This is a genomic window from Hymenobacter gummosus (assembly GCF_003970915.1).
Lineage (GTDB): Bacteria > Bacteroidota > Bacteroidia > Cytophagales > Hymenobacteraceae > Solirubrum > Solirubrum gummosum.
On sequence record NZ_RXOF01000006.1, the window covers coordinates 298,331 to 319,691 of the forward strand.

General features: G+C 65.0%; 18 protein-coding genes. 4 read left to right on the plus strand and 14 right to left on the minus strand.

Annotation, left to right across the window (positions count from 1 at the left end; all coding sequences use genetic code 11):
• Window positions 1-17: 17 nt before the first annotated feature.
• The 6 genes from EJV47_RS12910 to EJV47_RS12935 all read right to left on the minus strand — a co-directional run bounded on the left by EJV47_RS12910 (window position 18) and on the right by EJV47_RS12935 (window position 5,912).
• Window positions 18-1,409 (minus strand): sigma-54-dependent transcriptional regulator, encoded by a 1,392-nt coding sequence (locus tag EJV47_RS12910; protein WP_126693566.1) that lies wholly within the window; start codon window positions 1,407-1,409, stop codon window positions 18-20.
• A gap of 257 nt (window positions 1,410-1,666) precedes the next feature.
• Window positions 1,667-2,866 carry an FtsX-like permease family protein gene (locus EJV47_RS12915; protein WP_126693567.1) on the minus strand — a complete coding sequence of 400 codons (1,200 nt, stop codon included), beginning with the start codon at window positions 2,864-2,866 and terminating at the stop codon, window positions 1,667-1,669.
• Window positions 2,867-3,017: 151 nt separating this feature from the next.
• On the minus strand, window positions 3,018-4,277 hold the full coding sequence (locus EJV47_RS12920) for an ABC transporter permease (RefSeq protein WP_126693568.1): 1,260 nt from the start codon (window positions 4,275-4,277) through the stop codon (window positions 3,018-3,020).
• Window positions 4,267-4,464 (minus strand): hypothetical protein, encoded by a 198-nt coding sequence (locus tag EJV47_RS12925; RefSeq protein WP_126693569.1) that lies wholly within the window; start codon window positions 4,462-4,464, stop codon window positions 4,267-4,269. The genes EJV47_RS12920 and EJV47_RS12925 overlap by 11 nt, the downstream gene beginning before the upstream one ends.
• 116 nt (window positions 4,465-4,580) lie before the next feature.
• Window positions 4,581-5,249 carry an ABC transporter ATP-binding protein gene (locus EJV47_RS12930; RefSeq protein ID WP_126693647.1) on the minus strand — a complete coding sequence of 223 codons (669 nt, stop codon included), beginning with the start codon at window positions 5,247-5,249 and terminating at the stop codon, window positions 4,581-4,583.
• Between the two features lie 345 nt (window positions 5,250-5,594).
• Entirely contained in the window at window positions 5,595-5,912 is a 318-nt protein-coding gene (locus EJV47_RS12935; protein WP_126693570.1) for a hypothetical protein, read from the minus strand.
• 396 nt (window positions 5,913-6,308) lie between these two features.
• On the opposite strand from EJV47_RS12935, the gene EJV47_RS12940 reads away from it, so the two are divergent.
• Entirely contained in the window at window positions 6,309-6,797 is a 489-nt protein-coding gene (locus EJV47_RS12940) for a hypothetical protein (RefSeq protein ID WP_126693571.1), read from the plus strand.
• 83 nt (window positions 6,798-6,880) lie between these two features.
• Here EJV47_RS12940 and EJV47_RS12945 read toward each other — a convergent pair whose 3' ends face one another.
• The 6 genes from EJV47_RS12945 to EJV47_RS12970 all read right to left on the minus strand — a co-directional run bounded on the left by EJV47_RS12945 (window position 6,881) and on the right by EJV47_RS12970 (window position 13,620).
• Complete coding sequence (locus EJV47_RS12945) at window positions 6,881-7,297, minus strand: hypothetical protein (protein WP_126693572.1); 417 nt, start codon at window positions 7,295-7,297, stop codon at window positions 6,881-6,883.
• Window positions 7,298-7,422: 125 nt separating this feature from the next.
• On the minus strand, window positions 7,423-8,022 hold the full coding sequence (locus EJV47_RS12950; RefSeq protein ID WP_126693573.1) for a helix-turn-helix domain-containing protein: 600 nt from the start codon (window positions 8,020-8,022) through the stop codon (window positions 7,423-7,425).
• A gap of 147 nt (window positions 8,023-8,169) precedes the next feature.
• On the minus strand, window positions 8,170-8,913 hold the full coding sequence (locus tag EJV47_RS12955; protein ID WP_126693574.1) for an RloB family protein: 744 nt from the start codon (window positions 8,911-8,913) through the stop codon (window positions 8,170-8,172).
• Complete coding sequence (locus tag EJV47_RS12960; protein WP_126693575.1) at window positions 8,906-10,240, minus strand: AAA family ATPase; 1,335 nt, start codon at window positions 10,238-10,240, stop codon at window positions 8,906-8,908. Before EJV47_RS12960 ends, EJV47_RS12955 begins: the two co-directional genes overlap by 8 nt.
• Before the next feature lie 348 nt (window positions 10,241-10,588).
• The gene (locus EJV47_RS12965; RefSeq protein ID WP_243651139.1) at window positions 10,589-12,115 is read right to left on the minus strand and encodes a TolC family protein; all 1,527 of its coding nucleotides are present in this window, start codon (window positions 12,113-12,115) and stop codon (window positions 10,589-10,591) included.
• A 257-nt stretch (window positions 12,116-12,372) separates the two neighbouring features.
• Window positions 12,373-13,620 (minus strand): efflux RND transporter periplasmic adaptor subunit, encoded by a 1,248-nt coding sequence (locus EJV47_RS12970; RefSeq protein ID WP_126693576.1) that lies wholly within the window; start codon window positions 13,618-13,620, stop codon window positions 12,373-12,375.
• A gap of 540 nt (window positions 13,621-14,160) precedes the next feature.
• Here EJV47_RS12970 and EJV47_RS12975 point away from each other — a divergent pair.
• Entirely contained in the window at window positions 14,161-14,556 is a 396-nt protein-coding gene (locus tag EJV47_RS12975) for a hypothetical protein (RefSeq protein ID WP_126693577.1), read from the plus strand.
• Between the two features lie 101 nt (window positions 14,557-14,657).
• The gene (locus tag EJV47_RS12980; protein WP_165903742.1) at window positions 14,658-17,246 is read left to right on the plus strand and encodes a DUF4132 domain-containing protein; all 2,589 of its coding nucleotides are present in this window, start codon (window positions 14,658-14,660) and stop codon (window positions 17,244-17,246) included.
• A gap of 253 nt (window positions 17,247-17,499) precedes the next feature.
• Here EJV47_RS12980 and EJV47_RS12985 read toward each other — a convergent pair whose 3' ends face one another.
• Window positions 17,500-18,834, minus strand: coding sequence for a M20/M25/M40 family metallo-hydrolase (locus EJV47_RS12985; protein ID WP_126693579.1), 1,335 nt, complete (start codon window positions 18,832-18,834; stop codon window positions 17,500-17,502).
• A 72-nt stretch (window positions 18,835-18,906) separates the two neighbouring features.
• Window positions 18,907-19,614, minus strand: coding sequence for a class I SAM-dependent methyltransferase (locus EJV47_RS12990; protein WP_126693580.1), 708 nt, complete (start codon window positions 19,612-19,614; stop codon window positions 18,907-18,909).
• Window positions 19,615-19,804: 190 nt separating this feature from the next.
• Between EJV47_RS12990 and EJV47_RS12995 the strand changes: the two genes are divergently transcribed.
• Window positions 19,805-21,301 (plus strand): nicotinate phosphoribosyltransferase, encoded by a 1,497-nt coding sequence (locus tag EJV47_RS12995; protein WP_126693581.1) that lies wholly within the window; start codon window positions 19,805-19,807, stop codon window positions 21,299-21,301.
• The last annotated feature ends 60 nt before the right edge of the window (window positions 21,302-21,361 follow it).

Here is a 21,361-nt window from a genome sequence, read left to right on the forward strand (position 1 = left end):
AAGCCCGCGCTACTGCCTTACTGCGCCGCATCGAACGGGATGTTGAACTTCTCCAGGCGGCGGTACAGGGCGCCCCGGCTCAAACCCAGCGCTTTGGCCACGCGCGAGAGGTTGCCGGCGTAGAAATCCACCGTCTTGCGGATCATCTGCGCCTCCATTTCGTCCAGGGTCATCAGCCCGACTTCGGGCAGGGCGCCGGGCTCGGCTTTCACCGGCAGGCGCTGGGCCTGGGCCTGGAAGTCCTCGGGCCCCAGCTCGTCCTTGCCGCTGACGAGCACAGCCCGCTCCACCAGGTTTTTCAGCTCGCGGATGTTGCCGGGCAGCGGCTGTTCGCGCAGCCAGTGCAGGGCGCGGGTGTTCACCTTCAGGGCCGGGCGGTGGTAGGCCGCGCGCAGGTTCTGCACGAAGTGCTGGGCCAGCAGGGGCACGTCGTCGGGCCGCTCGCGCAGGGCGGGCAGGCGCACCGTTATCAGGTTGATGCGGTAAAACAGGTCTTCGCGGAAGCGGCCCTCGCGCACTTCCTGGGCCAGGTCGCGGTTGGTGGCGCAGATGACGCGGATGTCGAGGGAGCGGCTGCGCGAGTCGCCGAGCACCTCGTAGGTGCGGTCCTGCAGCACGCGCAGCAGCTTCACCTGGGAGCCCAAATCCAGCTCCCCGATTTCGTCGAGGAAGATGGTACCGCCGTTGGCCAGCTCGAAGCGGCCCTGCCGGTCGGCTTTGGCGTCGGTGAAGGCTCCGCGGCGGTGCCCGAACATCTCACTCTCGAACAAGGAGGCCGAAATGCCGCCCAGGTTCACCTTCACGAAGGGCTTGCTGCGCCGGTTGGAGTTCAGATGAATGGCCTCTGCAATCAGCTCCTTGCCCGTGCCCGATTCGCCCTCGATGAGCACCGAGGCGTCGGTAGCGGCCACCTGGCCCACGCTGCGCAGCACGTGCAGCAGCTGCGCGTCCTGCCCCACGATATTGGTGAAGTTGTACTGCTTGTCGAGCTGCCGGCGCGTGGGGCTGACCTCGGCCGACTCGGGCGCCGGACCGGCGTTTTCGGCCAGGCTGAGGGCGGTGCGGATGGTTTGCAGCAGGGCGTCGTTGTTCCAGGGCTTGGTCACGAACTCGGCCGCGCCGGCCTTCATGCCCTCCACCGCCAGGCTGATGGAGCCCCAGCCGGTAATGAGGATGACGGGCAGCTGCGGGGCCACTTCCTTTACTTGCCCGAGCAGGCGCAGGCCGTCCTCGCCGGTGGTGGCCAGGGAGTAGTTCATGTCCATGAGCACCAGTCGGGGCGCGGCCTCGCGCACCACGCGCAGGGCCTCCTCCGGGGTGCCCACGGCCTTGGTGGCGTAGCCGGCCTGCTTGAGCAGCAGCCCCAGCGAGGTGCGCACCGCTACGTCGTCGTCGACAATGAGAATCATGGTTGGGGGAGAGAGTAGGCGAAGGACGGAATTTCGGGGCGGAAAGGGAAGCCGGGGCGGTAGGCTGGCGCCGGTTTAGCCGCTGCAAGCGGCGAGACCGGAGCCCGGTATAGAGCAGGTTTTCCACCTGCGTGGGACGGTGTTGTATTGGCCGGGGCCGCTCGTCGGCAGGATTCGGCACGCAGGCTGAAAGCCTTCCTTATTTTCGGCACCGGTTACACTCGCTTCGTTTCGCTAAACCGGCGCCAGCTCTGGCCTTACTCGTCGCGCAGGGCCACGGCGGGCTGAATGCCGGCGGCCAGGCGGCTGGGCTGCCAGGCGCAGATGGCGGTGAGCAGAAAAATCACCACCGTGGCCAGCAGCATGGCGCCCAGGTACACCTGCGGGTCGAGGCCGAAGGCGCTGAGCAAGGGGAACTGCGCGGCCAGCAGCAGCCCGGCCGCCACGCCCAGCGTCGTGAGCACCAGCATTTCGGCCAGAAACTGCCAGCTGATGCCGCGGCCGGTGGCGCCCAGGGCCCGGCGCAGCCCGATTTCGGTGCGGCGCTGGTTGATGTTGTACCACAGCACCCCGAACAGGCCCAGGGCCACGTTCACAATCAGAAACAGGCCAATCACCGCCAGGGCCGCCAGCGGGGCCAGGGTTACTTTCAGCTTGTCGATGCGGTCGGTTTCGAGGGCGTATACCTGGGTGCTCCACTTGCGGGTGACGCCGGCCACCGTGCGCACGATTTTCTGCTGCAGCTCGGCGCCCGAGCCCGGGGCCACGCGCACCAGCACGGCCGCGCCCTCCCAGCGGGTGGTGTCGTGGGGCTCCAGGCGCATCCACATGGAGGGGGCGTTGCCGTCGAAGTCGCCGTGGGGGCGCACGTTGTCGGTTACGCCCAGCACCACAAACTCCTCGGGGGTGGTACCGTCTACCGGGCCGTTGTCGTAGCGAATGACCTTGCCCAGGGCCGTCTGGCCGGGAAACAGCTGCTCGCGCACGTCCTGGCTGATGACCACCGGCCGGCGGGTGGAGGCGTCGTCGCTGCTGCGGAACCAGCGGCCCTCGCGCAGGTGCAGGCCCAGGGTGGCGGCGTACCGGTCGTCGGAGTCGTAGCGGTCCACCTCGTCGATGCGCTGCTGGCCGGCGGCGAAGCCGCTGGTCATGTTGATAAAGCGGAAGGGCGTGTTGGGGCTGCCCAGCGAGAGGTCCTGCACCCCGGGCAGGGCGCGCACCTGGCGCAGCACGTCGTCGAGTACCGGGCGGGGCATTTTCTCGCCCTGGCCGGCGGCGATGTTGAGGCGCCACACCTGCTCGTGGGTGAAGCCCCGGGGCAGAATGTAGTTGCGGCCGAAGTTGATGAGCAGGGCGCCCACGCCGAAGAGCACGACGAAGGAGAAGAAGATTTCGGTCAGCAGCAGCAGATTACTCCGCTTGCGGTTCCAGATCAGGCGAAACAGATGGCGCAGCATGGCGTTTGGGTGATGAGGTAACAGGTGACAGGTGGCGCGGAACAGGTGACAGGTTTTAGGTGATGAGGCGACGGGGCAGTCCGACAGGCTCAGCCTGTTCGCTTGTTGTCCATCACTTGTCACGTGTTGCCTGTCAGGTGTCGCCCAAAACTTATTGCGGGCCGCCGCCGCTGCCGCGCAGGGCGTCCACGGGGTTGAGGCGGGCCATTTTCCAGGCCGGGTACACCCCGCTCATCAGCCCGAAGGCCACCGTGAGGCCCAGGCCCAGCCCGAACGCCCGCCAGCTCAGCCCAAAGTGCGAGTAGGCCACAAACTGCGACTCGTTGAGCAGCGTGAGTACCACGGCGGCCAGGCCCAGGCCCAGCAGCCCGCCCAGCAGGGCCAGCACCAGGTTCTCGACGATAAACTGCCCCACCAGCACCCGCCGCGAGGCGCCGAAGGCCTTGCGCACCCCGATTTCGCCGCTGCGCTCCATGATGCGCGTCACGTTCAGGTTCACCAGGTTCAGGGCCGGCAGCAGCATAAAGAGCAGGGCCAGCACCGTGCAGGCCGTCAGAAACAAGGGCATCCCGTCGCTTTCCTTGTCGTGCTGGTTGGTCAGCTGGCGCACCAGGCTGGCCAGGGCCGGGTCGGCGTGGGAAGACAGGCGGTTGTAGCGCTTGGGGTCGGCCAGGGGCACGCGCTTCATCAGCTGCTCAAACTCCTGCCGCATCCCGGGCACGGCGCCGGCCTCGGAGGCCAGCAGAATGGCAATCATTTCGCCGTCGTAGCGCCGGTCCTTGAAGTCGGTGTTGCCCAGGGTGTAGGGCAGCCACACGTCGGCGCTGCTGTAGAGGCGGATGACGGGCACGTCGGGCACCACGCCGGCAATGCGGTAGCGGTAGGGCCCGATTTCGACCTCGCGGCCCGCCACGCCCTGCGTCGTGCCGAAAAAGGCTAGGGCCGAATGCTCGTTCAGCACGCACACGCGGGCGCCCTGGGCCACCTCGGCACCCGTAAAGGCACGCCCGTTGAGGAAATCAAAGTCCATCACCTGCCAGAAGTTGCCGTCGGTGTAGCGCACGTCGAGCGTCAGGCTCTGGCCGCCGGCAAAGGCCGTGGCGCTGCTGGTCACCGACGAGAGGGCCACCTTTTCGGGCGTCTTCATGGGGCGCACGTAGGTGTCGATGAAGTAGGGGCTGACCGGGGTACTCATCGTGCCGCCGTCCTTGAAGTACTGGCGCAGGGTATTGACGAACACCATCCGGTCGAGGCGTTTTTCCGGGGCGTGGGCGCCGCTGACGTGGTCGACGGCGGCCACCAGCACCAGCAGAATCATCAGCGTGAAGCTGATGCCGAACAAGCTGATGAAGGTGAAAAACTTGCGGCGCAGCAGCACCTTCCAGGCGAGTTTCAGATAGCTAAGCAGCATAGACTTGGGGAGCAGAAGACGTGGGAGAAGGCGCAGTGCGCAGCAAGGCCGGGCGCAGCAGCGGCCGGGGAGCCGCCGGAGCCGGGTGCGGGGCCGCCGGGGCCGTCAAATCGTAGAGCCCGGCGCCGAGCAGCGGCAGCAGGACCAGCGCCAGCAACAGGCCGGCCGTGTGCAGAACGCGCTTCATATCGGTGAGATGGTGAAGTGGTGAAATGGTGAGTTTTGATGTTCGGGAGGCCGGCACCGCGCATTTCGCGCAGCTGGAACGGCACTCACCAGTTCACCACCTCACCATCTCACCACTTAGCTGACCTGGCTGCCGTCGAAGAAGCGGATGAGGCGCTCGGTTTTGTGGGCCATGTGCTCGTCGTGGGTGACCATGACGATGGTGGTGCCCTCCTGGCGGTGCAGGCCCAGCAGGATGTCCATGATTTCCTCGCCCATCACCGAGTCGAGGTTGCCGGTGGGCTCGTCGGCCAGGATGATTTCGGGGGCGCCGGCCAGGGCCCGGGCAATGGCCACGCGCTGCCGCTGCCCGCCCGACAGCTGCGAAGGAAAGTGCCGGGTGCGGGCGCTCAGGCCCACCCGCTCCAGCGCCGCCAGGGCGCGCTGCTGCCGCTCCTTGCCCGAGAGGCCGGCGCGGTACAGCAGCGGCAGCTCCACGTTGTCGAGCACCGAGAGGTCGTTGATGAGGTGGAAGCTCTGGAAGATGAAGCCGATTTTGTGGTTGCGCAGCCGGGCCAGCTCCCGGTCGGAGTAGCTGGTCACGGGCCGGCCGGCTAGTTCGATGCGGCCGTGGGTGGGCTCGTCCAAGAGGCCCATCAGGCTTAGCAGGGTGGATTTGCCGCAGCCCGAGGGCCCCATCACCGACACGAACTCGCCGCGGTTGATGGTCAGGTTTACCCGGTTCAGGGCCACCGTCTCGATGGTATCGGTCTGGTACACCTTCTCGATGTCGACGAGGCGAATCATCGGGTCGTTTTTCAGCGAGGTTGGGGCCGGGGCGGCGGTAGCGGCGGGCAGGGTCGTTTCCATAGGGTTGCGGAAGCTTGGGCTGATGAGAGTTTCGGGCCGGGGCGCGGTGTCCGTTTCCGTGCGGCAGCAGCACCGGGCCGGGTAGTAGTAGCCAAGCCGCGTGCCATTCAGATAACGCCCTAATATTCAGTTTTGTAATAAACTATTCCGCAAAAGCCCGCCCGAAAATATTGTCCATAACCGGACACGGTGTTCGGAAATAGCCGGGCGGCCAGACACGAAAAAACCCGCCGTCAGTCTTGCTGACGGCGGGTTATCAATTCGGCGAAGCAGCCGCGGCGCTTAGCGCGTGGTGCTGCCGCTGGTGGTGGAGCCGGCGGTGGTGCCAGTGGTACCGGTGCCCACGGTGCTGCTGCCGGCCGTGGTGCCGGCCGTAGCCCCGCCCGAGGTGGAGGTGGTGCTGCCCGACTGGTTGATGCCGTTGACGCCCGAGGTGGTGGTGCCGGCCTTCGAGCCGATGGGCTGCTCCGAGCCGTCGGTGGTGGTGCCGCTGTTGTTGGCGGGCGAGTCGGTGCTGGTGCTGGAGCAGGCCGACAGGACGCTGCCGGCGCAGAAGGCCAGGGCCAGGGCGCGCAGTGTCCAGGAGGAAGTGAGTTTCATGGGGTGCTTGGGTTGGTGAGCGGTGAGTAACAAGAAGGGTAAGCAAGCGGCGAGTGGTGCGTACGCAGAACCCGGCGGTACGGATACGGCCGAGCTACCGCCGCCGCTGGGTAGCGCGGCTTATTTTCAAGCGTTTCGGCCAGCCCGAGCTACGCCGTGAAAGCCAGACAGCTAAAGCTAGAGCTAGGGAGGGGTTGGGGGTGGTTGACCTTGCGCCAGCACTACTTATTAGCTCTAGCTTTTCTAACTCTAGCTCTTCAACCACCCCCAACCCCACGCCGCTTGATGCGCGGAATCATCTGAGGAGGGGAGCTAACTTTTAGCTTTAGCTGCCAGCTTTTTTCTGGCATTCTTAGGCCTCCCATCCTACTACCTTCTCTCCTACTTTCCCGCCCGATGCGCTTTATCCTCTTACTCATCCTCTGGCCGCTAAGTCTGGCCGCCCGCGCGCAGTGTCTATCCTTACAGGATATGCGCAGCCTGCTGGGCCGCACGTTGGCCGACGAAGACCCGTTCATGGTCAGCCGGGACTTCCCGTACGGCCAAGTCAGCGGTGACAAAATCCGCTGGTTTGGCCGCGACAACGGCCTGACCAGCGTCCTCACCTATTCCCTCGCCGGCAGCCCCGGCATCAACCGCGTCGACTATTGCCCCCGCAAGCCGAACCGCCGCTTCCGCACCCTGCTCGACCAGGTGCAGCATACCGCCGGCTTCGTGGCCGACGGCAACATCAGGGTCCGAAGCCCGCTCAAGCACCACTACCGGTTTTACACCGGCCCCGACTGCGGCGTCATCGTGTCGCACGGGCCGGAGGGCAACCTCGCCGTGCTCGTCTACACCCCGGCGCGGTACCAGGCCGCCAAGCAGCGGCTGACGCAGCAGTAGCCCCCAAAACAGCAAAGCCAGCCCTGACGGACTGGCTTCGGTTGCAGCAGGTGTGGTAGCGTCGTGGGGTCGGCAGCCGGCGTTTAAGCCGGCAGGGTGTCGCGGTGGGCGGTTACTTCCGCAATGGCCCGGTCGAGCGTAGCAATCTGGGCGTCGACTTGGTCGGCATCCACGCCGGCCAGGTAGGCGTCGGCCCCGCTGACGCCCTCCATGCTCAGGGCCAGGCTGTCGCGGCGGGCAGTGGCCGTGATGAGGTTGCGCCGGGCGGTGGTCATCTCCTGCTTGGTGAGGTCGGTGCGGGCCGCGTCGGCGGTGTAGCGCGTCACGTCATCGACGGCCTTGGCGTGCTGGGCGGCCAGGGTGCTGGCCCGGTCGGAGTTCTGCGTCTCCGAGTACGACTGGTTGTAGTCGCGGTGGGCGTAGGTGCCGCGCTCCTTGCGCAGGGCGGTCAGGGCGGCCTCGCAGTCGGCCTTGGTCTTGAGCATTCTTACGTCTGCCATAAGCGTAATGGGGTTTGAAGGTGGAAATTAGGTTTCCACTAAACATAGAAGCCCGACAATACAATAGCAACAACGATTCAGCCCCGAAGCCAACTATTTTTTCAATCCGACGCCCCGACTGCCCCTTACCCGGCGGGCGGCGCGGCCCCGGCCAGCAGGGCGGCCAGGGCCGCGGCTTCGGCCTCCAGGGCGCGGGCGCGCTGGTGGCGCAGATGCCACTGGGCCAGCTGCTCGGGCTCCAGGGCCAGGGGCACCGTATCGAGCCAGCTGTGCACGTAGCGCAGGCGCACGGCCTCCGGGGTAGCCGGGGCCTCGCCTGCGGGCGGCGGGGGCGGCAGCGCGGCGCGCAGCCGGGGCAGGGCCGCGGCCCAGCGGGCGGCCACCGCGGCCCGCTCGGGCAGCTCCCGCAGCTGCCAGCGCAGGTTGTGGGCCTCGTAGAGGCAGGTGCGGCGGCGACGCTCCAACGGGCCGGGGGCTACGGGGCCGGGCGGTGGGGTGTCGGGGTCTTCGGCTGGAGGCGGGGTGTCGGGAGCGGCTTCCATTACGGCTAGGAATGGGGCCAGCCGCTCGCGTACGGCGGGGGTAATACTCTGCTGAGCGGCTTCTAGACGGCTAAGCTGCGCTCCGCTCAGGCCCAGCAGGGCGGCTAGCTCGGCTTGGCGTAGGCCGTAATATCGGCGCACGCGGGCCATCAGGGTAAGACCAGTTGGAAGGGCGCGGGGCATACGCAGAATAGCTTAGTAAGAAACTCGGGCGGGGGCGGCAGAAACTTACCACAACTTAGTAAGTTTCTGCCGCCCCCGCCCGAGTTTCTTACTACAGGTATAGCCTGTTCACCCAACCAACAGGCGCACGCCTCAGAGCGCGGCTGCCTACGGCAAGTACTGTTGCAGCACCTCCACCAGTTGATAAACCAGCGTCGTGGATTCTTGCGCAGCGGGCGGGTGTCCTGATTCGGCCCAGTCCTTGGCAATCCGCTTAGCCCGGCGTACCGCTACTGCCCGGCGAGAGGGCCGCCCGGGCAGGCCGGGGTATGGCCCCTCCAGCAGGTCAAATAACTCCCGGCTCACGTGCTTGCCTTTGTGCGAGTCGTAGCTGACGCGCGGATTGGCTTCCCGGATCAGCGCTTCCACGCGCTGCCCGCACTGCTGCCGGTCCATGCCGCCACCCTGGTGCTCGTCGAAGTGCAGCAGAAACCAGAACTCAAACGCTTGATTGGAATAGGCCACACGCAATCCGTGCGCCCGGGCCCTTTCGATGGCCGCATGGAAGGGCCCCGGCTCCGTGTCGTCCTTGTCGAACACACACCAGACCTGTTCATAGGGCTGCTTTCCGCGCCGGGCTGCTTCGCGCCAGTCCAGGGCTTCCTGCACCAGCTTCTCTGGGTCGTACGCGCGGCCCAGGGCCTTGATATCGGCGGTGGCCAGCTCAAACTGGTTGAAGTACTCCACCTCCGTCACCGTACCCTGGCAGACAATGAGCAGCACCGGCCGCTCTTCCCGCGTGGGGGCCGCGCGCTGCAGCGCGGGGGCCTGCCGGCGCCGCTCCTTGGCGGCCTGCATCTGGGCCTTGTGCTCGTCCCGCTTCCGCTGTTCTGCCTCCTGCTTCTTACTCATGGCTGGCCTGCGGCTTGGGTTCCGCTTCCGAGTTGGCTTTGGGCAAGGCGTTGAAGTCGCCCAGGTAGGGCACCGCGCCGTACTTGCCGCGCACGTAGTTGGCCTCGAAGTCGTCGTTCTTCTTGACTACGTCCGTCTTGAAGTCGGCCAAGGAGTACAGCGTCGCCTCGCCGTAGCGGTTTTTCTCGGTAAACCAGATTTGGTCGCGCCGGAAATTACCGGAGGTCAGCAGGTTGGTATCGTGGGTATTGAAAAGGAGCTGGGCGTTGTTGGGGTTGGTTTCTTTGGAGTTGAACAGCTGAACAATTTTGCTGACCAGGTTGGGGTGCAGGCGGGCGTCTAGTTCGTCGATTACTAACACCCAACCTAATCTAAGTGAACTTAGGACTGGCCCCGCCAAATCAAGCATTTTTCTTGTACCAGCCGATTCATGCCAGTTCAAATTAAAATCAATAAATCCTACAGATTCACGATTATCCGAATATAGCCGACGTTGAACCTTAACATCTGATTGTTCGCGCTTAGCCCATCTTCTAAAACGCTCACCTGTTTCATCAGGCTTTCCATCATCAGGATGCTTTTGTTTACCTTGACGCACATCTTCAATATCCAAATCAGCGCTTGATAGAAAATCCAGTATTCTTGGTTTTTGATCAGGATTACGGATTAACAAAAGAGTAAGTGCTTTTTCCCAATCTTCGTCATCACCTGAAAGAATTGTTATACCGAAAAACCAATCCAATATAACCTTGGCTTGAACTTGATTAAACTGGGCTGCAACTGATAGCAACAATGCATTGTCACGGACTGCATTATTTTTCACTAGTTCCCCTACAATACCTCCGAATTGTTTCGAATTAAAGTTTATCTCCTGCCCAGAACGATAGAATAGCTCTACTTCGGGCTTATTACGTACAGTTTTAGCACTACGCATAAAAAGCCATTCCGCTTCTACATGCAGCGCTGATACTTCAAAGCCATAACGATACAGTTTATTTTTACACATAAACTGTATTTCAAACTCTGATGATTCATACACAGAAATATCGTTTAGCATAAAAGGTTCAACACCGGTTGATTCACCAATCTGGGTATTCTTTGATGAATCCATCACAAACCATTGCATATAGCCTAACGCCTTTATTAACTTACTCTTGCCACTAGCATTAGCCCCATACACCACCGCACTCTTCAACAGTCGCAGCCCAAATTCAGGCACGTCTATCACGTTATCCTCTTCCCTGGTCTTGTCCGGCGAAGCAATAAGGCTCCACTCCACTTTGTCGCGGAAGGTGCGGAAGTTTCGGACGCTGAAACTGATCAACATAAGGCAGGTATTTGCAGGAAAACAGTCAAATGTAGGCGTTGTTATGCCAAACAGCGCCGCCTAAGCATCTACTACGACCAAAGGCCACAAACAACAGAGGCCCCGGCGCGGATGGGCTGTCAATAGCGCATCCGCGTCGGGGCTCCCCGCACTCGCTCGGCTATGCCGAGTGAGCCGTACGTGGCTCGGCTATGCCGAGCAGTCGGCCGCGCCGCCCGAACGCCCCCGCCCGACGGTGCGCCGCCGTGCTCGGCACAGCCGAGCCACCTGGTCGTCACGCGGCACAGCCGCGCGACTGCGCGGGCGGCGCGGGGTGTACGGCTGCTGTGCGGTACGCCGGCTTCTCTCCTACTCCGCCGCCAGCAGCGGCTGCTCCCGCTCGAAGTCGTAGAGCGTGAGGGTGCGCAGCTGGTAGTAGGCCACCCAGCAGGCGCGCAGGGCGGCAATGTAGGCGCGCTTGGCCCGGTCCTTTTCGCCCTGGGCGATGTTGAGGTCGTTGAGGCTGATGCGGCCCACTTTGTAGGTAGCCTGGGCAATGTCGTAGCGGCGCTGGGCCAGGGAATCGGCGCGCTGGGTGAGGCGCAGCTGCTGGTCGAGGGCCGCCAGCTGGGCGGCCTGGCTGAGCACCGACTGCTCGAAGGTCAGCTGCTCCTGCTCCACGTTCTGGCGGGTTTGCTGGCGGGTCAGCTCGGCGGTTTTGACCACGGCGCGGGTCTTGCCCCAGTCCACGATGGGCACGGCGAAGCCCAGGCGCACCTGCTGCTGGTCGTTGGGGCTGATGTAGGAGCCGCGCAGCTGGTCGGCGCTGCTGGTCAGGCCGAAGGAAGCCGTCAGGTTGGCCTGGAAGCCGGTGGTGCCTTTGGCCTGGGCCACGCCGCGGTCGGCCTCCAGCAGGCGGCGCTGAAACATGAGCGTTTCGCGGCGGTACTGGCGGGCCTGCTGCAGGGCCACTTCGGGCGTCACGCGCGGCAGCGGGGCGGCGGCGGGCACGGCCAGGGGCTGGGCGGGGTCGAGGGTGAGGCCGGTGTAGCCCTTAAGCTGCACGGCCGCGTTCTGGGCGTCGACGCCGGCCTGCACCTCGGCCTGGCGGGCGCCCAGCAGGTTCAGCTCCAGCAGCAGCAGGTCGTTTTCGGAGAGGCGGCCGAGCCGGGCTTTTTCGCGGCCGGTGCGCAGCAGCTCCTCGCTGGCCTGCAGGTTCTGGCGGGCTACCCGGGCATTTACCTGCTGCAGCAGCACGTCGAAGTACAGCTCCGTGACGCGCCGGGCAATGGTTTCGCGCTCCTCCGCGTACTGACGCTGCGACTCCTGGTAGCGCAGCGGCTCGATGCGCTTGTTCCAGCGTAGCTGGTTGAAGCCCCCAATGGGTTGCGTCAGCCCCACGGCAATGGGGTTGCTGTTGTAGAGCCGCTGCCCGCCGGCGTCGAAGTTGTCGAAGCGCTGCAGCGTCGAGCCCACGGTGACTTTGCCGCCCGTCAGCCCGATGCCTTGGGTGACGGTGGTGCCCACGTAGGAGGAGTTGATGCGCACGTAGCGGAAGTTGGTGGTGCCGTCGGGCTGCTGCACGGCCAGGATGGTGCGCGAGTAGTCGGGCAGCACGCCTTCCACGGCCAGCAGGGGCTTATAGTCGGCCCGGAACGAGCGGTACTGCCAGTAGCTCGTTTCGCGGTTGGTCACCGCCTGCCGGGCCACCGACGACTGCACCAGCGTCAGCTCAATCACCTGCGGCAGGTTCAGCCCCGACTGCGGCCGGCCGACCGGCAACGGCTGGGCCACCAGCACCCGCGGGGCAAAAATCAGCAGCAGCAGAGCCACGATGCTGACCATCAGCAGCCAGAGGCGGAGCACTTCCCAGTAGAACGTAAGCGTGGTTTTCATAGCGCAGAAAGACAGGTTGGGGCGAAGGGCAAGCATGGGGAGCAGAGAGGAAGCGGGGGAGCTGGCGCCGGTTTAGCCGCCGCAGGGGGCGTAACCGGTGCCTAAAATCAGGCAGGCTTTCAGCCTGCGTAGGGCACCCGGGCGACTGGTGCTGGACCGGCTGCGGCAACGTTTCACGCAGGTTGAAAACCTGCTTTATGGGGGGGCACCGGTTACGCCACTTGCGCCGGCTAAACCGGCGCCAGCTATTACTGCCGTCAGTCTTTCACCGTCAGCACGGGCACGGCTTCGTACTCCTTCATGTCGCCGATGACCAGCTCCTCGCCCGGGCGCAGGCCGCTGATGACCTGCACGTAGTCGAAGTTGGAGTCGCCCAGGCGCGCGAGGCGGCGCCGGGCCTGCCCGTCCTGCACCACGAACACCGTCTGCTCGCGGCCGCCCTGGAAGAAGGGGCCGTTCTTCACGCGCAGCACCTGGCGGTGGGCCCGGGTCACCACGAACACGTCGGCGCGCAGGTTGGGGCGCAGGGCCGGGTGGCCGGGCTGGTCGAGGCGGGCGAAGAACGTTACCACGCCCTTTTCCACGGCCGGGCTGATGCTGCTGATGGAGCCGCGCAAATCCGTCCCGCTTAGGCGCACAATCACCGGGTCGCCCACGTGCAGGGAATCGGCGTAGGAGTCGGCAATGGTGCCGCGCACGCGGAAGGCCGAGAGGTCGGCCACGCGGGCCACCACCGCGCCCTGGCTTACCGTGGCGCCGATGTCCTCGTTGACCCAGGTCAGCACCCCGGCCTGGTCGGCGCTGATGTTGGCCTGGCGCAGCTTGCCGGCCAGTTCCTGGATGCTGCGCTGCTGAATCTGCATGGTGTAGCCCAGGCCCCGCTCATCGGCCTGGTTGGCCTGCCGCTGGTTGCGAATCTGCCGGCGCACCCGCTGCAATTCCAGCTCGGCAATCTTCAGGTTCAGCTCGGCCTGCCGCACGCCCTCCGGTGTCCCCGAGCCGATGCTGAGCAGGTGCTGCTCGTCGCGCAGGCCCGACTGCAGGCTGCGCACCTTCTCCTGCTGCACCTGCTCCTGCGACTCCAAATCGTTCAGGCTGCGCTCCAGCGAGAGTTGCAGCACCGAGCTTTTGTTCCGGTTCTGCAGCTGCTCGTCCTGCAGCTTGGCCAGGGCCGTGCCGGTCAGCTCCTTGTCCAGCTCCAGGATGGTCTGGCCCGGCTGCACCTTGGCGCCGGCCGTGAGCAGCACCCGCCGGATGGTCGACTGGATAGGGCTGGTCACCACCGCCTCGTGCGCCGGAATGACGAGGCCGGCGGCGGTGAGGGAAGCTTCCACGTCGCCGGTTTCCACCACGGCCGTCAGCAATTCCTGGCGCGAAATGCTGGGCCGCAACGCGCTGCGGAAGGCCCACAGCCCGGCGGCTACCAGCAGCAGGGCGGCGGCGGCCAGCAGCCAGCGGCGGCGGCGGCGCTGCGCGTGGGTGGCGGAGGATATAGCTCTGTCCATTTTCGTTCGGCTTGGGGTCGGTTCTGCCCTAGCCTAGCCAAGCCGAATGCCAAAGTTTTAAATTGCTGATTGTTAAATTGTTGATTGCCGATTGTTGAAATCAGCTTCGGCAAATGCTGTCCGGTTTTGGACACTGTGTTCGGTTCTGCCGGGGTGCAATTCTGGAATCGGACAGGCGAGGTGAGCAGGACCATTCGCCAGGGTCTTCGTTGCTAAATCCACCCCAGCCGCGTAGCGGCGCCACATCACTAGCCTGCCCGAACCGCCGTAGAACGGCGGAGCTCCGGCGGAGCGGTACTGCGACTGTGCAATCAGGGTGCCGCTCCTACGGAGCTTAGGTTCTATTCCGGTTCTTCGGAGCCATTGACGTGGCGCCGCTACGCGGCTGCAGGCCCGATTGCAAAGGCGTAAGGCTGACATTTCTTGCACATGAGGCCATTCGCATGAGCAGATAATACTAAATAATTTAGCCAAAAATATATCAAAACCAGCCGCCGTTGCGTATTTTAGAGCAAGCTAACCCATTTAGCAAAACCTGCCATGACAAACACCCTGCTGATTCAGGACGAAACGGCCACCGGGGCCGTGCTGCACCGTCTGGCGCTGGAGCTGAGCCAGGAAACCATTACCGTGCGCGAGCTGATTGAGCAGCGCGTGCGCCAGGAAGTGGCGGCCTACAACCAGCGCAACGGCGACGTTTTCTCGGGCCTGGTGCAGCCCACCGATTCGGAGCGGGTGCTCAACGGCTACCGGCTAAACAAGCGCCACCACATCGACGCCGAAAAGCAGCTGTACCGGGCGCTAGAGGCTTTTCAGCAGAACGGCTACTTTATCCTCGTCAACGACCGGCAGGTGGAAAGCCTCGACGAGCAGATCTGGCTGGGGCCCGGCGCCACGGCCAGCTTCGTGAAGCTTACCCCGCTGGTCGGGGGCTGATTTCAGGGGCTCCAACGATGAGTGCCTGGACTGAGCTCTGGCAACGCGCGCAGGACGCCGCGGCCCGGCTGTTTGCCGATGTTTCTCCCAACCCCTCCCCCATGCCCGCTACCCAGAAGAAAGCCCGTCAGTTTGAAAAAGCCCTGAACGGCGGCAGCGCCGAAGCCCAGGAAATGAAGCCCGTGCTCAGCCAGCTGCTCACCGACATCGAGGAGCGCCACATGAGCTACTACAACCTGAAGCTGCTGGACGTGCCGGCCTACGCCCAGGGCATCCGGGACCAGGACGCCGCCTACAAAGGCCGCCTGGCGCTGGCCACGGCCGGGGCCATCCGCTTCTGCCGCGACAACCACGGCCAGGTGGATTACCAGGTGCGCTACCTGCTCGAAGCCCTGCTGCAGCAACTGCTGCGCTCCACGCTGGAGCTGGGCCCCGCCGACTGGCAGCGGCTGCTGCAGAGTTACGGGCTGGAATTCAAAAAGGAAGGCTACATCGGCGACGCGCTACGCACCATGCCCGTCCTTCTGACGCTTAATCAACTGGAAAAGCACCTGAAAAAGCACGGCGTCGACGAGCAGCTGGGCCAGTACCTGCACCAGATTCTAGATGCCACCGAGGACCAGACCAGCGGCTACGGTAGCGCGCAGGCCGTCAAGATTCAGGTGAAGCTGCAGGAGCTGCTGGGTACCGGCGCGGGCGGCTCCGATCTGCCCACCGTGCGCTTCCCCGACGGCGACGCCCTCGGCCGGGCGCTCAACGAATTCGTGGACGGCCTGGCCCCCGACGATGCCCGCACCCTGCCCTGGCTGCAGCTACTCCAAATCTGGCAGAAAGCCAGCGGCGGGCAGCCCTCGGCCAAGTACCTGAAGGAGGTCGACGCCGCCGTCACGGCCATCGGCCCCGACGAGGTACGCCGGCAGGGCGACGAGTGGCTGAAGCTGCTGGCCGCCATACCCGTGGAGGAGCGGCAGCACACGCACCACTACAACGACAACGATACCTACACCTATTCCAGCTGGGATTTTCTGCAGGAGCCCAGCCTGAACGTGGGCAAGGCCCTGGCCTGGACGCTCGGCCCGCTGGCCGACACGGCCGTGCTGCTGCACCTGGCGGCCCTCACGGAGAAGTGCTACCGCAAGATTCCGGGCCGCGGGCCGCTGGCGGTGGGCCTGGGCAACGCCTGCCTGCTGGCCCTCTCGCAGGGCGGGCTGCCCGGCGTGGCCCAGCTCTCGCGCCTGCGCCCCAAAGTGCGGCAGGCCAACACCCAGGAGCTGATCGGCCGCTACATTGAGAAGGGTGCCGAGAAGCTGGGCGTCACGCCGGCCGAAATCGAGGACATGGCCGTGCCCACGGCGGGGCTGACCAACGGCCGCGCCGACTACGACTACGGCGACTACCACGTGGTGCTGCAGCTCGTCGACGGCAAGGCCGAGGTGAGATGGCACAAGGGCGACAAGGCGCTGAAATCGGCCCCGGCGGCGCTGAAGCAAAGCCACGCCGAGGAGCTGAAAGAGCTGAAAGCCGACCAAACCCAGGCCCAGCAAACCTACACCACCCAGCGCGACCGGCTCGACCGCAGCTTCGTGGAGGGCCGCCGCCTGCCCTACCGCTGGTTTCGCCAATACTACCTGGAGCACGGCCTGGTCAGTCAGCTGGCCGAGCGGCTGATCTGGCGCTTCTACCACGCCGACGGCACGCACCAGGACGCCCTCTGGCTGGCCGGCAGCTGGCACGACGCCCAGGAGCGGCCCGTAGCCCCGCCCGCCGACGAGGCGCAGGTGCAGCTCTGGCACCCGGTGCTGGCCTCTACCGATGAAGTGCTGGCCTGGCGGGCCCTGCTGGAGCGCCGGGAGCTGCGGCAGCCGCTCAAGCAGGCCTTCCGCGAAGTGTACCTGCTCACGCCGCCCGAGGAGCGCACCCGCACCTACTCCAACCGCATGGCCGCCCACATCCTCAAGCAGCACCAGTTCAACTCCCTGGCTAAGCTGCGCGGCTGGCGCTACTCCCTGATGGGCGCCTACGACAAGGGCTACGAGTCGGACGCGGCCCAGCTCAGCCTGCCCGCGCACGATTTGCGGGCCGAGTTCTGGGTGAGCGAAGTCAACGCCGACCACGCCTTCAACGACACCGGCATCTGGTTTTACGTCAGCACCGACCAGCTGCGCTTCACCCGCCTGCAGGGCGACGAAGCCCTGGAGCTGACCAGCATTCCGCCGCTGGTTTTCTCGGAAGTCATGCGCGACGTGGATTTGTTCGTGGGCGTGGCCTCGGTGGGCAACGACCCGCTCTGGCGCGACGGCGGCGGGCTGGTGCAGTACCGCAACTACTGGGAGAGTTACTCGTTCGGGGAGCTGTCGGAGGTGGCCAAGACGCGCAAGCTGGCCCTGCAGCGGCTGGTGCCGCGGCTGCGCATTGCCAAGGTGGCCGAGGTGCAGGACAAGTTCCTGGTCGTGAAAGGCAAGCTGCGCACCTACAAGATTCACATGGGCTCGGGCAACATCCTGATGGAGCCCAACGACCAGTACCTCTGCATCGTGCCCGACCGCAGCCCCAAGCAGGCCGGCGCTACCGACGTGTTCCTGCCCTTCGAGGGCGACGCCATCCTGAGCATCATTCTCAGCAAAGCCCTCATGCTGGCCGACGACGATAAAATCACCGACGAAACTATTACCCGGCAGATCAAGAGCTGATGTTGGATGAGGATATGAACGGCTGAGCGGGTAAGTAAAGAACGTCATCCTGAGCAGAGCGAAGGACCTTACTCTTACCCTGCACCGCCGCCGATGCCAACGCTAATCGGCTAAAGCAGCAAAGCGCAGCCACCATGCCCGGACGAATGGGCGTTGGTGGCTGCGCTTTTCAATTGGTGCAAGGTGCGAGGAAGGTCCTTCGCTCTGCTCAGGATGACAGACGATTTGTTTCCGGGCCCCTGCCCCCCAAAAACTACTTCCGCTCCCCCGCGTCCTTGATGCGCGTGGGCGTATCGGTGCCGGCGACAATGCCCCGAGAGCTGACGGCAATGGCTTCGATAACGGCCGTCATGTTCTTCAGGTCCAGGCTTTCCACCTCGTCGTCGACGCTGTGGTAGAGCTTGTCGGTGGGAATCTGGTCGGTGCTGATGCTGTGGGCGGGCACGCCCAGGCGGGCCAGGGTGGCGTTGTCGGAGCGGTAGAACAGCTGCTGCTCGGGGTAGGGGTCGGGCTCGAACTTGAAGGTACTGCCCTGCAGGTTGCGCTGCAGGATGGGGCCGAAGTCGGATTTGTCGAAGCCGGTGATGAAAGCGGCGCCGGGGCCGAACTTCGACACCTTGCCGATCATCTCGATGTTGAACATGGCCACGACCTTGGCCGCGTCGAGCTGCTTGCTGAAGTGCTGGGAGCCGAAGCCGCCGATTTCCTCGGCCGTGAAGGCCACGAAGATGAGCGTGCGGGCGTTCTGCTTGGTTTTCTTGAAGTGCTCGGCCAGGGCCACCACGGCCGTGGTGCCGGAGGCGTCGTCGTCGGCGCCGTTGGCAATGGAGTCGCCGGCCACGGCGGGCAGGATGCCGATGTGGTCGTAGTGCGCGGAGAAAATGACCTGCTCGGCGGCTTTATCCTTATCCCGGCCCGGCAGCACGCCCACGATGTTTTTGATTTCCAGCTGCTTGATGCTGGTAGCGGCACTGAGCTGGTAAGTGGCCGTTTCGGCGGGCGTGCCCGGGGCCAGAATGGCGGCAATGGTGTTGGCCGCGGGCCGCTCGGGGTGAAACTGGCTGCCCTCGCCGAAGCGGTGCGCCAAGGACTTAAACCGCTGGGCGTGGGCTGGGTCGATGAGAATGAGCACGTTGTCCTTGGCCCAGAGCAGCGGCCCGACTTCCTTGCGGAAATCCGCCTGCGGCCCAATCACCACCACGCGCGGGGCGCCGGCCTGCCCGCTGGCCCAGCTCACCTGCTCCTGCCCCGAAATCACCACCACGTTTTCGGCCGCTACGGGGGCGCCGTTCAGGGTGGCCTGCACGCGGCCCACGCGCACTTCCCAGGCCGGAAATTTCTGCTCGAACGAAGTCAGCCCCGGCAGCGGCTGCAGCCCGATGCGCTGAAACTCGCCGGCCAGAAACTGCGCCGCTTCGGCCGCACCGGTGTTCAGGGCCCGGCCGCGCAGCTTGTCGTCGGCCAGCGTCTTCTCGACGCGCTCAATGGTTTTGGCGTCAATCTTCGTTTTGGCGGGCTTGGCCGCTTTTTGCCCGATGGCGGCCTGCGTGGCCCCGGCCAGCAGTAGTCCCAGGAGGAGTCGTTTCATAGGCGCAAAGTAGCGGATGCGGCGCGGAGCGTTGCACACCTGCAGCCCATCGTCCGCGTCGTAGCGCCCCGGCTACAGCTTCTGCACCACGCAATACACTAGCTTCTGGGGCTTCATCTGCCCGTTCTGGGTGCCGCCGAAGTCCGGGCGGCCGGGCTTTTCCTCGTAGCGCAGGATGCGGAACCGTTTGTCGCCCTCGAACAGGGCTTTGATGGCACCGTTGGGGCAGCCGAAGTCCGGGCGGTTCATTTCCTGGCCGGCTTCGCGGTGGAAGAACTCGAACACCAGCAGGCCGCCGGGCTTCAGGCCGGTTTTGATCTTGTCCAGCACCCCGTTGCGCTCCTCGAAGCAGCCCTCGTAGACGTAGGTAATCAAATCGTAGCGGGCCGTGCCGAAGTCGAAGGTTTCCATGGGGACCACCTGGGCGTCGAGCTGCAGCTTTTCGCGCTGGGCCTGCTGCCGGGCCACGGCCACGGCCTGGTCGGCCACATCGAGGCCGGTGACCTGCCAGCCCTGCCGGGCCAGAAACAGCGCGTTGCGGCCCTGGCCCATCCCGATGTCCAGCGCCCGGCCGGGCTTACGGCCCTTCACCGTTTCTACCAGCAGAGCGTTGGGCTGGCGGTTGAACTTATAGGTCGTGTCGTGCACGAGGCTGCGGTTCCAGCGCAGCCGCTGCTGCTCCAATTCCTGGGCCGAAGGGGTGGCGGGTGTCGTTTGGGCACGCAGGCCGGGAGCCAGCAGCAGGCCGCTTAGCAGCAGCGGGAGGAGCAGTCGGAGCATAAGCGGGAGGGGGGTTAGGGGCCGGATAACGTCCGGCCCGGGCGGCGGGCCGATGCGACCGGCCGACCGGCGGGCGGTGCGCAGGTAAAAAATACTGTATTCGGCGCGGCTAATGCAAGCCCGGGCTTGTTTAAGAACCGTCCAGGCTGGTCAGCGTACCTTACCGCGTCCGCAGCCACTATTCTGCCTTATGTCCCAACAGCCCCAGCAGCCGCTTTCGGCCCTGTACCGCCCCTCCCTCACCCTGCTCACCGACCTGTATCAGCTGACCATGGCCTACGGCTACTGGCGGCAGGGCATGCAGGATCAGGAGGCCGTGTTTCACCTCTACTTCCGCAAGGCCCCGTTCCAGGGCGGCTACGCCGTGGCCGCCGGCCTGGCCTACGCCGTCGACTGGCTGGAAAACCTGCGCTTCTCGGAGGACGACCTCACGTACCTCGGCTCCCTGCGCGGCAGCAAGGGCGGCGTGCTGTTTGAGCAAGGCTTCCTGGACTACCTGCGCGACTTGCGCTTTACCTGCGACGTGGACGCGGTGGCCGAGGGCACGGTGGTGTTCGGCAACGAGCCGCTGATGCGCATTCAGGGCCCGCTGATTCAGGCCCAGCTGGTGGAAACGGCCCTGCTCACGCTGGTGAACTTCCAGACGCTTATTGCCACCAAAGCCGCCCGCATCCGCGAAGCCGTGGGGCCGAATGACCAGATTCTGGAGTTCGGCCTGCGCCGCGCCCAGGGCTTCGACGGCGGCCTCTCGGCCACCCGCGCCGCCTACCTCGGCGGCGCCGACGGCACCTCCAACGTGCTGGCCGGGCAGCAGTTCGGCATTCCCGTCAAGGGCACCCACGCCCACAGCTGGGTTATGGCCTTCGACGACGAGGAGGAGGCCTTCGAGAAGTACGCCGCTGCCTTCCCCGACGACTCGGTGTTCCTGGTCGACACCTACGATACGCTGGAAGGCGTGCGCAACGCCATCAAGGTGGCCCGGCGCCTGCGCAGCCAGGGCCACGAGTTGGGCGGCATCCGCCTCGACTCCGGCGACCTGACCTACCTGAGCGTGCAGGCCCGCAAGCTGCTCGACGAGGCCGGCTTCCCCAAGGTCCGCATCGTGGCCAGCAACGACCTGGACGAGCAGCTCGTCACCGCCCTCAAGCTCGAAGGGGCGCGCATCGACACCTGGGGCATCGGCACCAAGCTCGTCACGGCCTACGACCAGCCGGCGCTCGGTGGCGTGTACAAGCTGGCCGCCATGCGCAAAACCGACGGCTCCGGGGGCTGGGACTACACCATCAAGCTTTCCGAGCAGCTGGCCAAGACCAGCATCCCCGGCATCCTGCAAGTACGGCGCTTCTACCACGACGGCAAGCCCGTAGCCGACATGCTCTACAACACCGCCGAGCCCCTGCCCGAGCAGCTCACCATCGTCGACCCGCTCGACGCCACCCGCCGCCGCCCGGTGCAGTCGGCGGAGTTCCGGGAGCTGCTGGAGCCGCTGTTCCGGCAGGGCCGGCGGGTGCTGGAGCTGCCCCCCCTGCAGGAAAGCCGCCAAAAAGCCCGGCAGGAAGTCACCAGCCTCGACCCGAGTATCCGCCGTTTCCTGAACCCGCACACCTACCCGGTGGGCCTGGAAAAAGGCCTGCACGACTTCCGCACCCAGCTGATTCTGGAGCGGCGCCCGCAACGGCCGGCGTAAGGCCATAATGTAGCGCGGGCTTCAGCCCGCGTCCGCCAGATAGTAATTTCTCTACCAGAA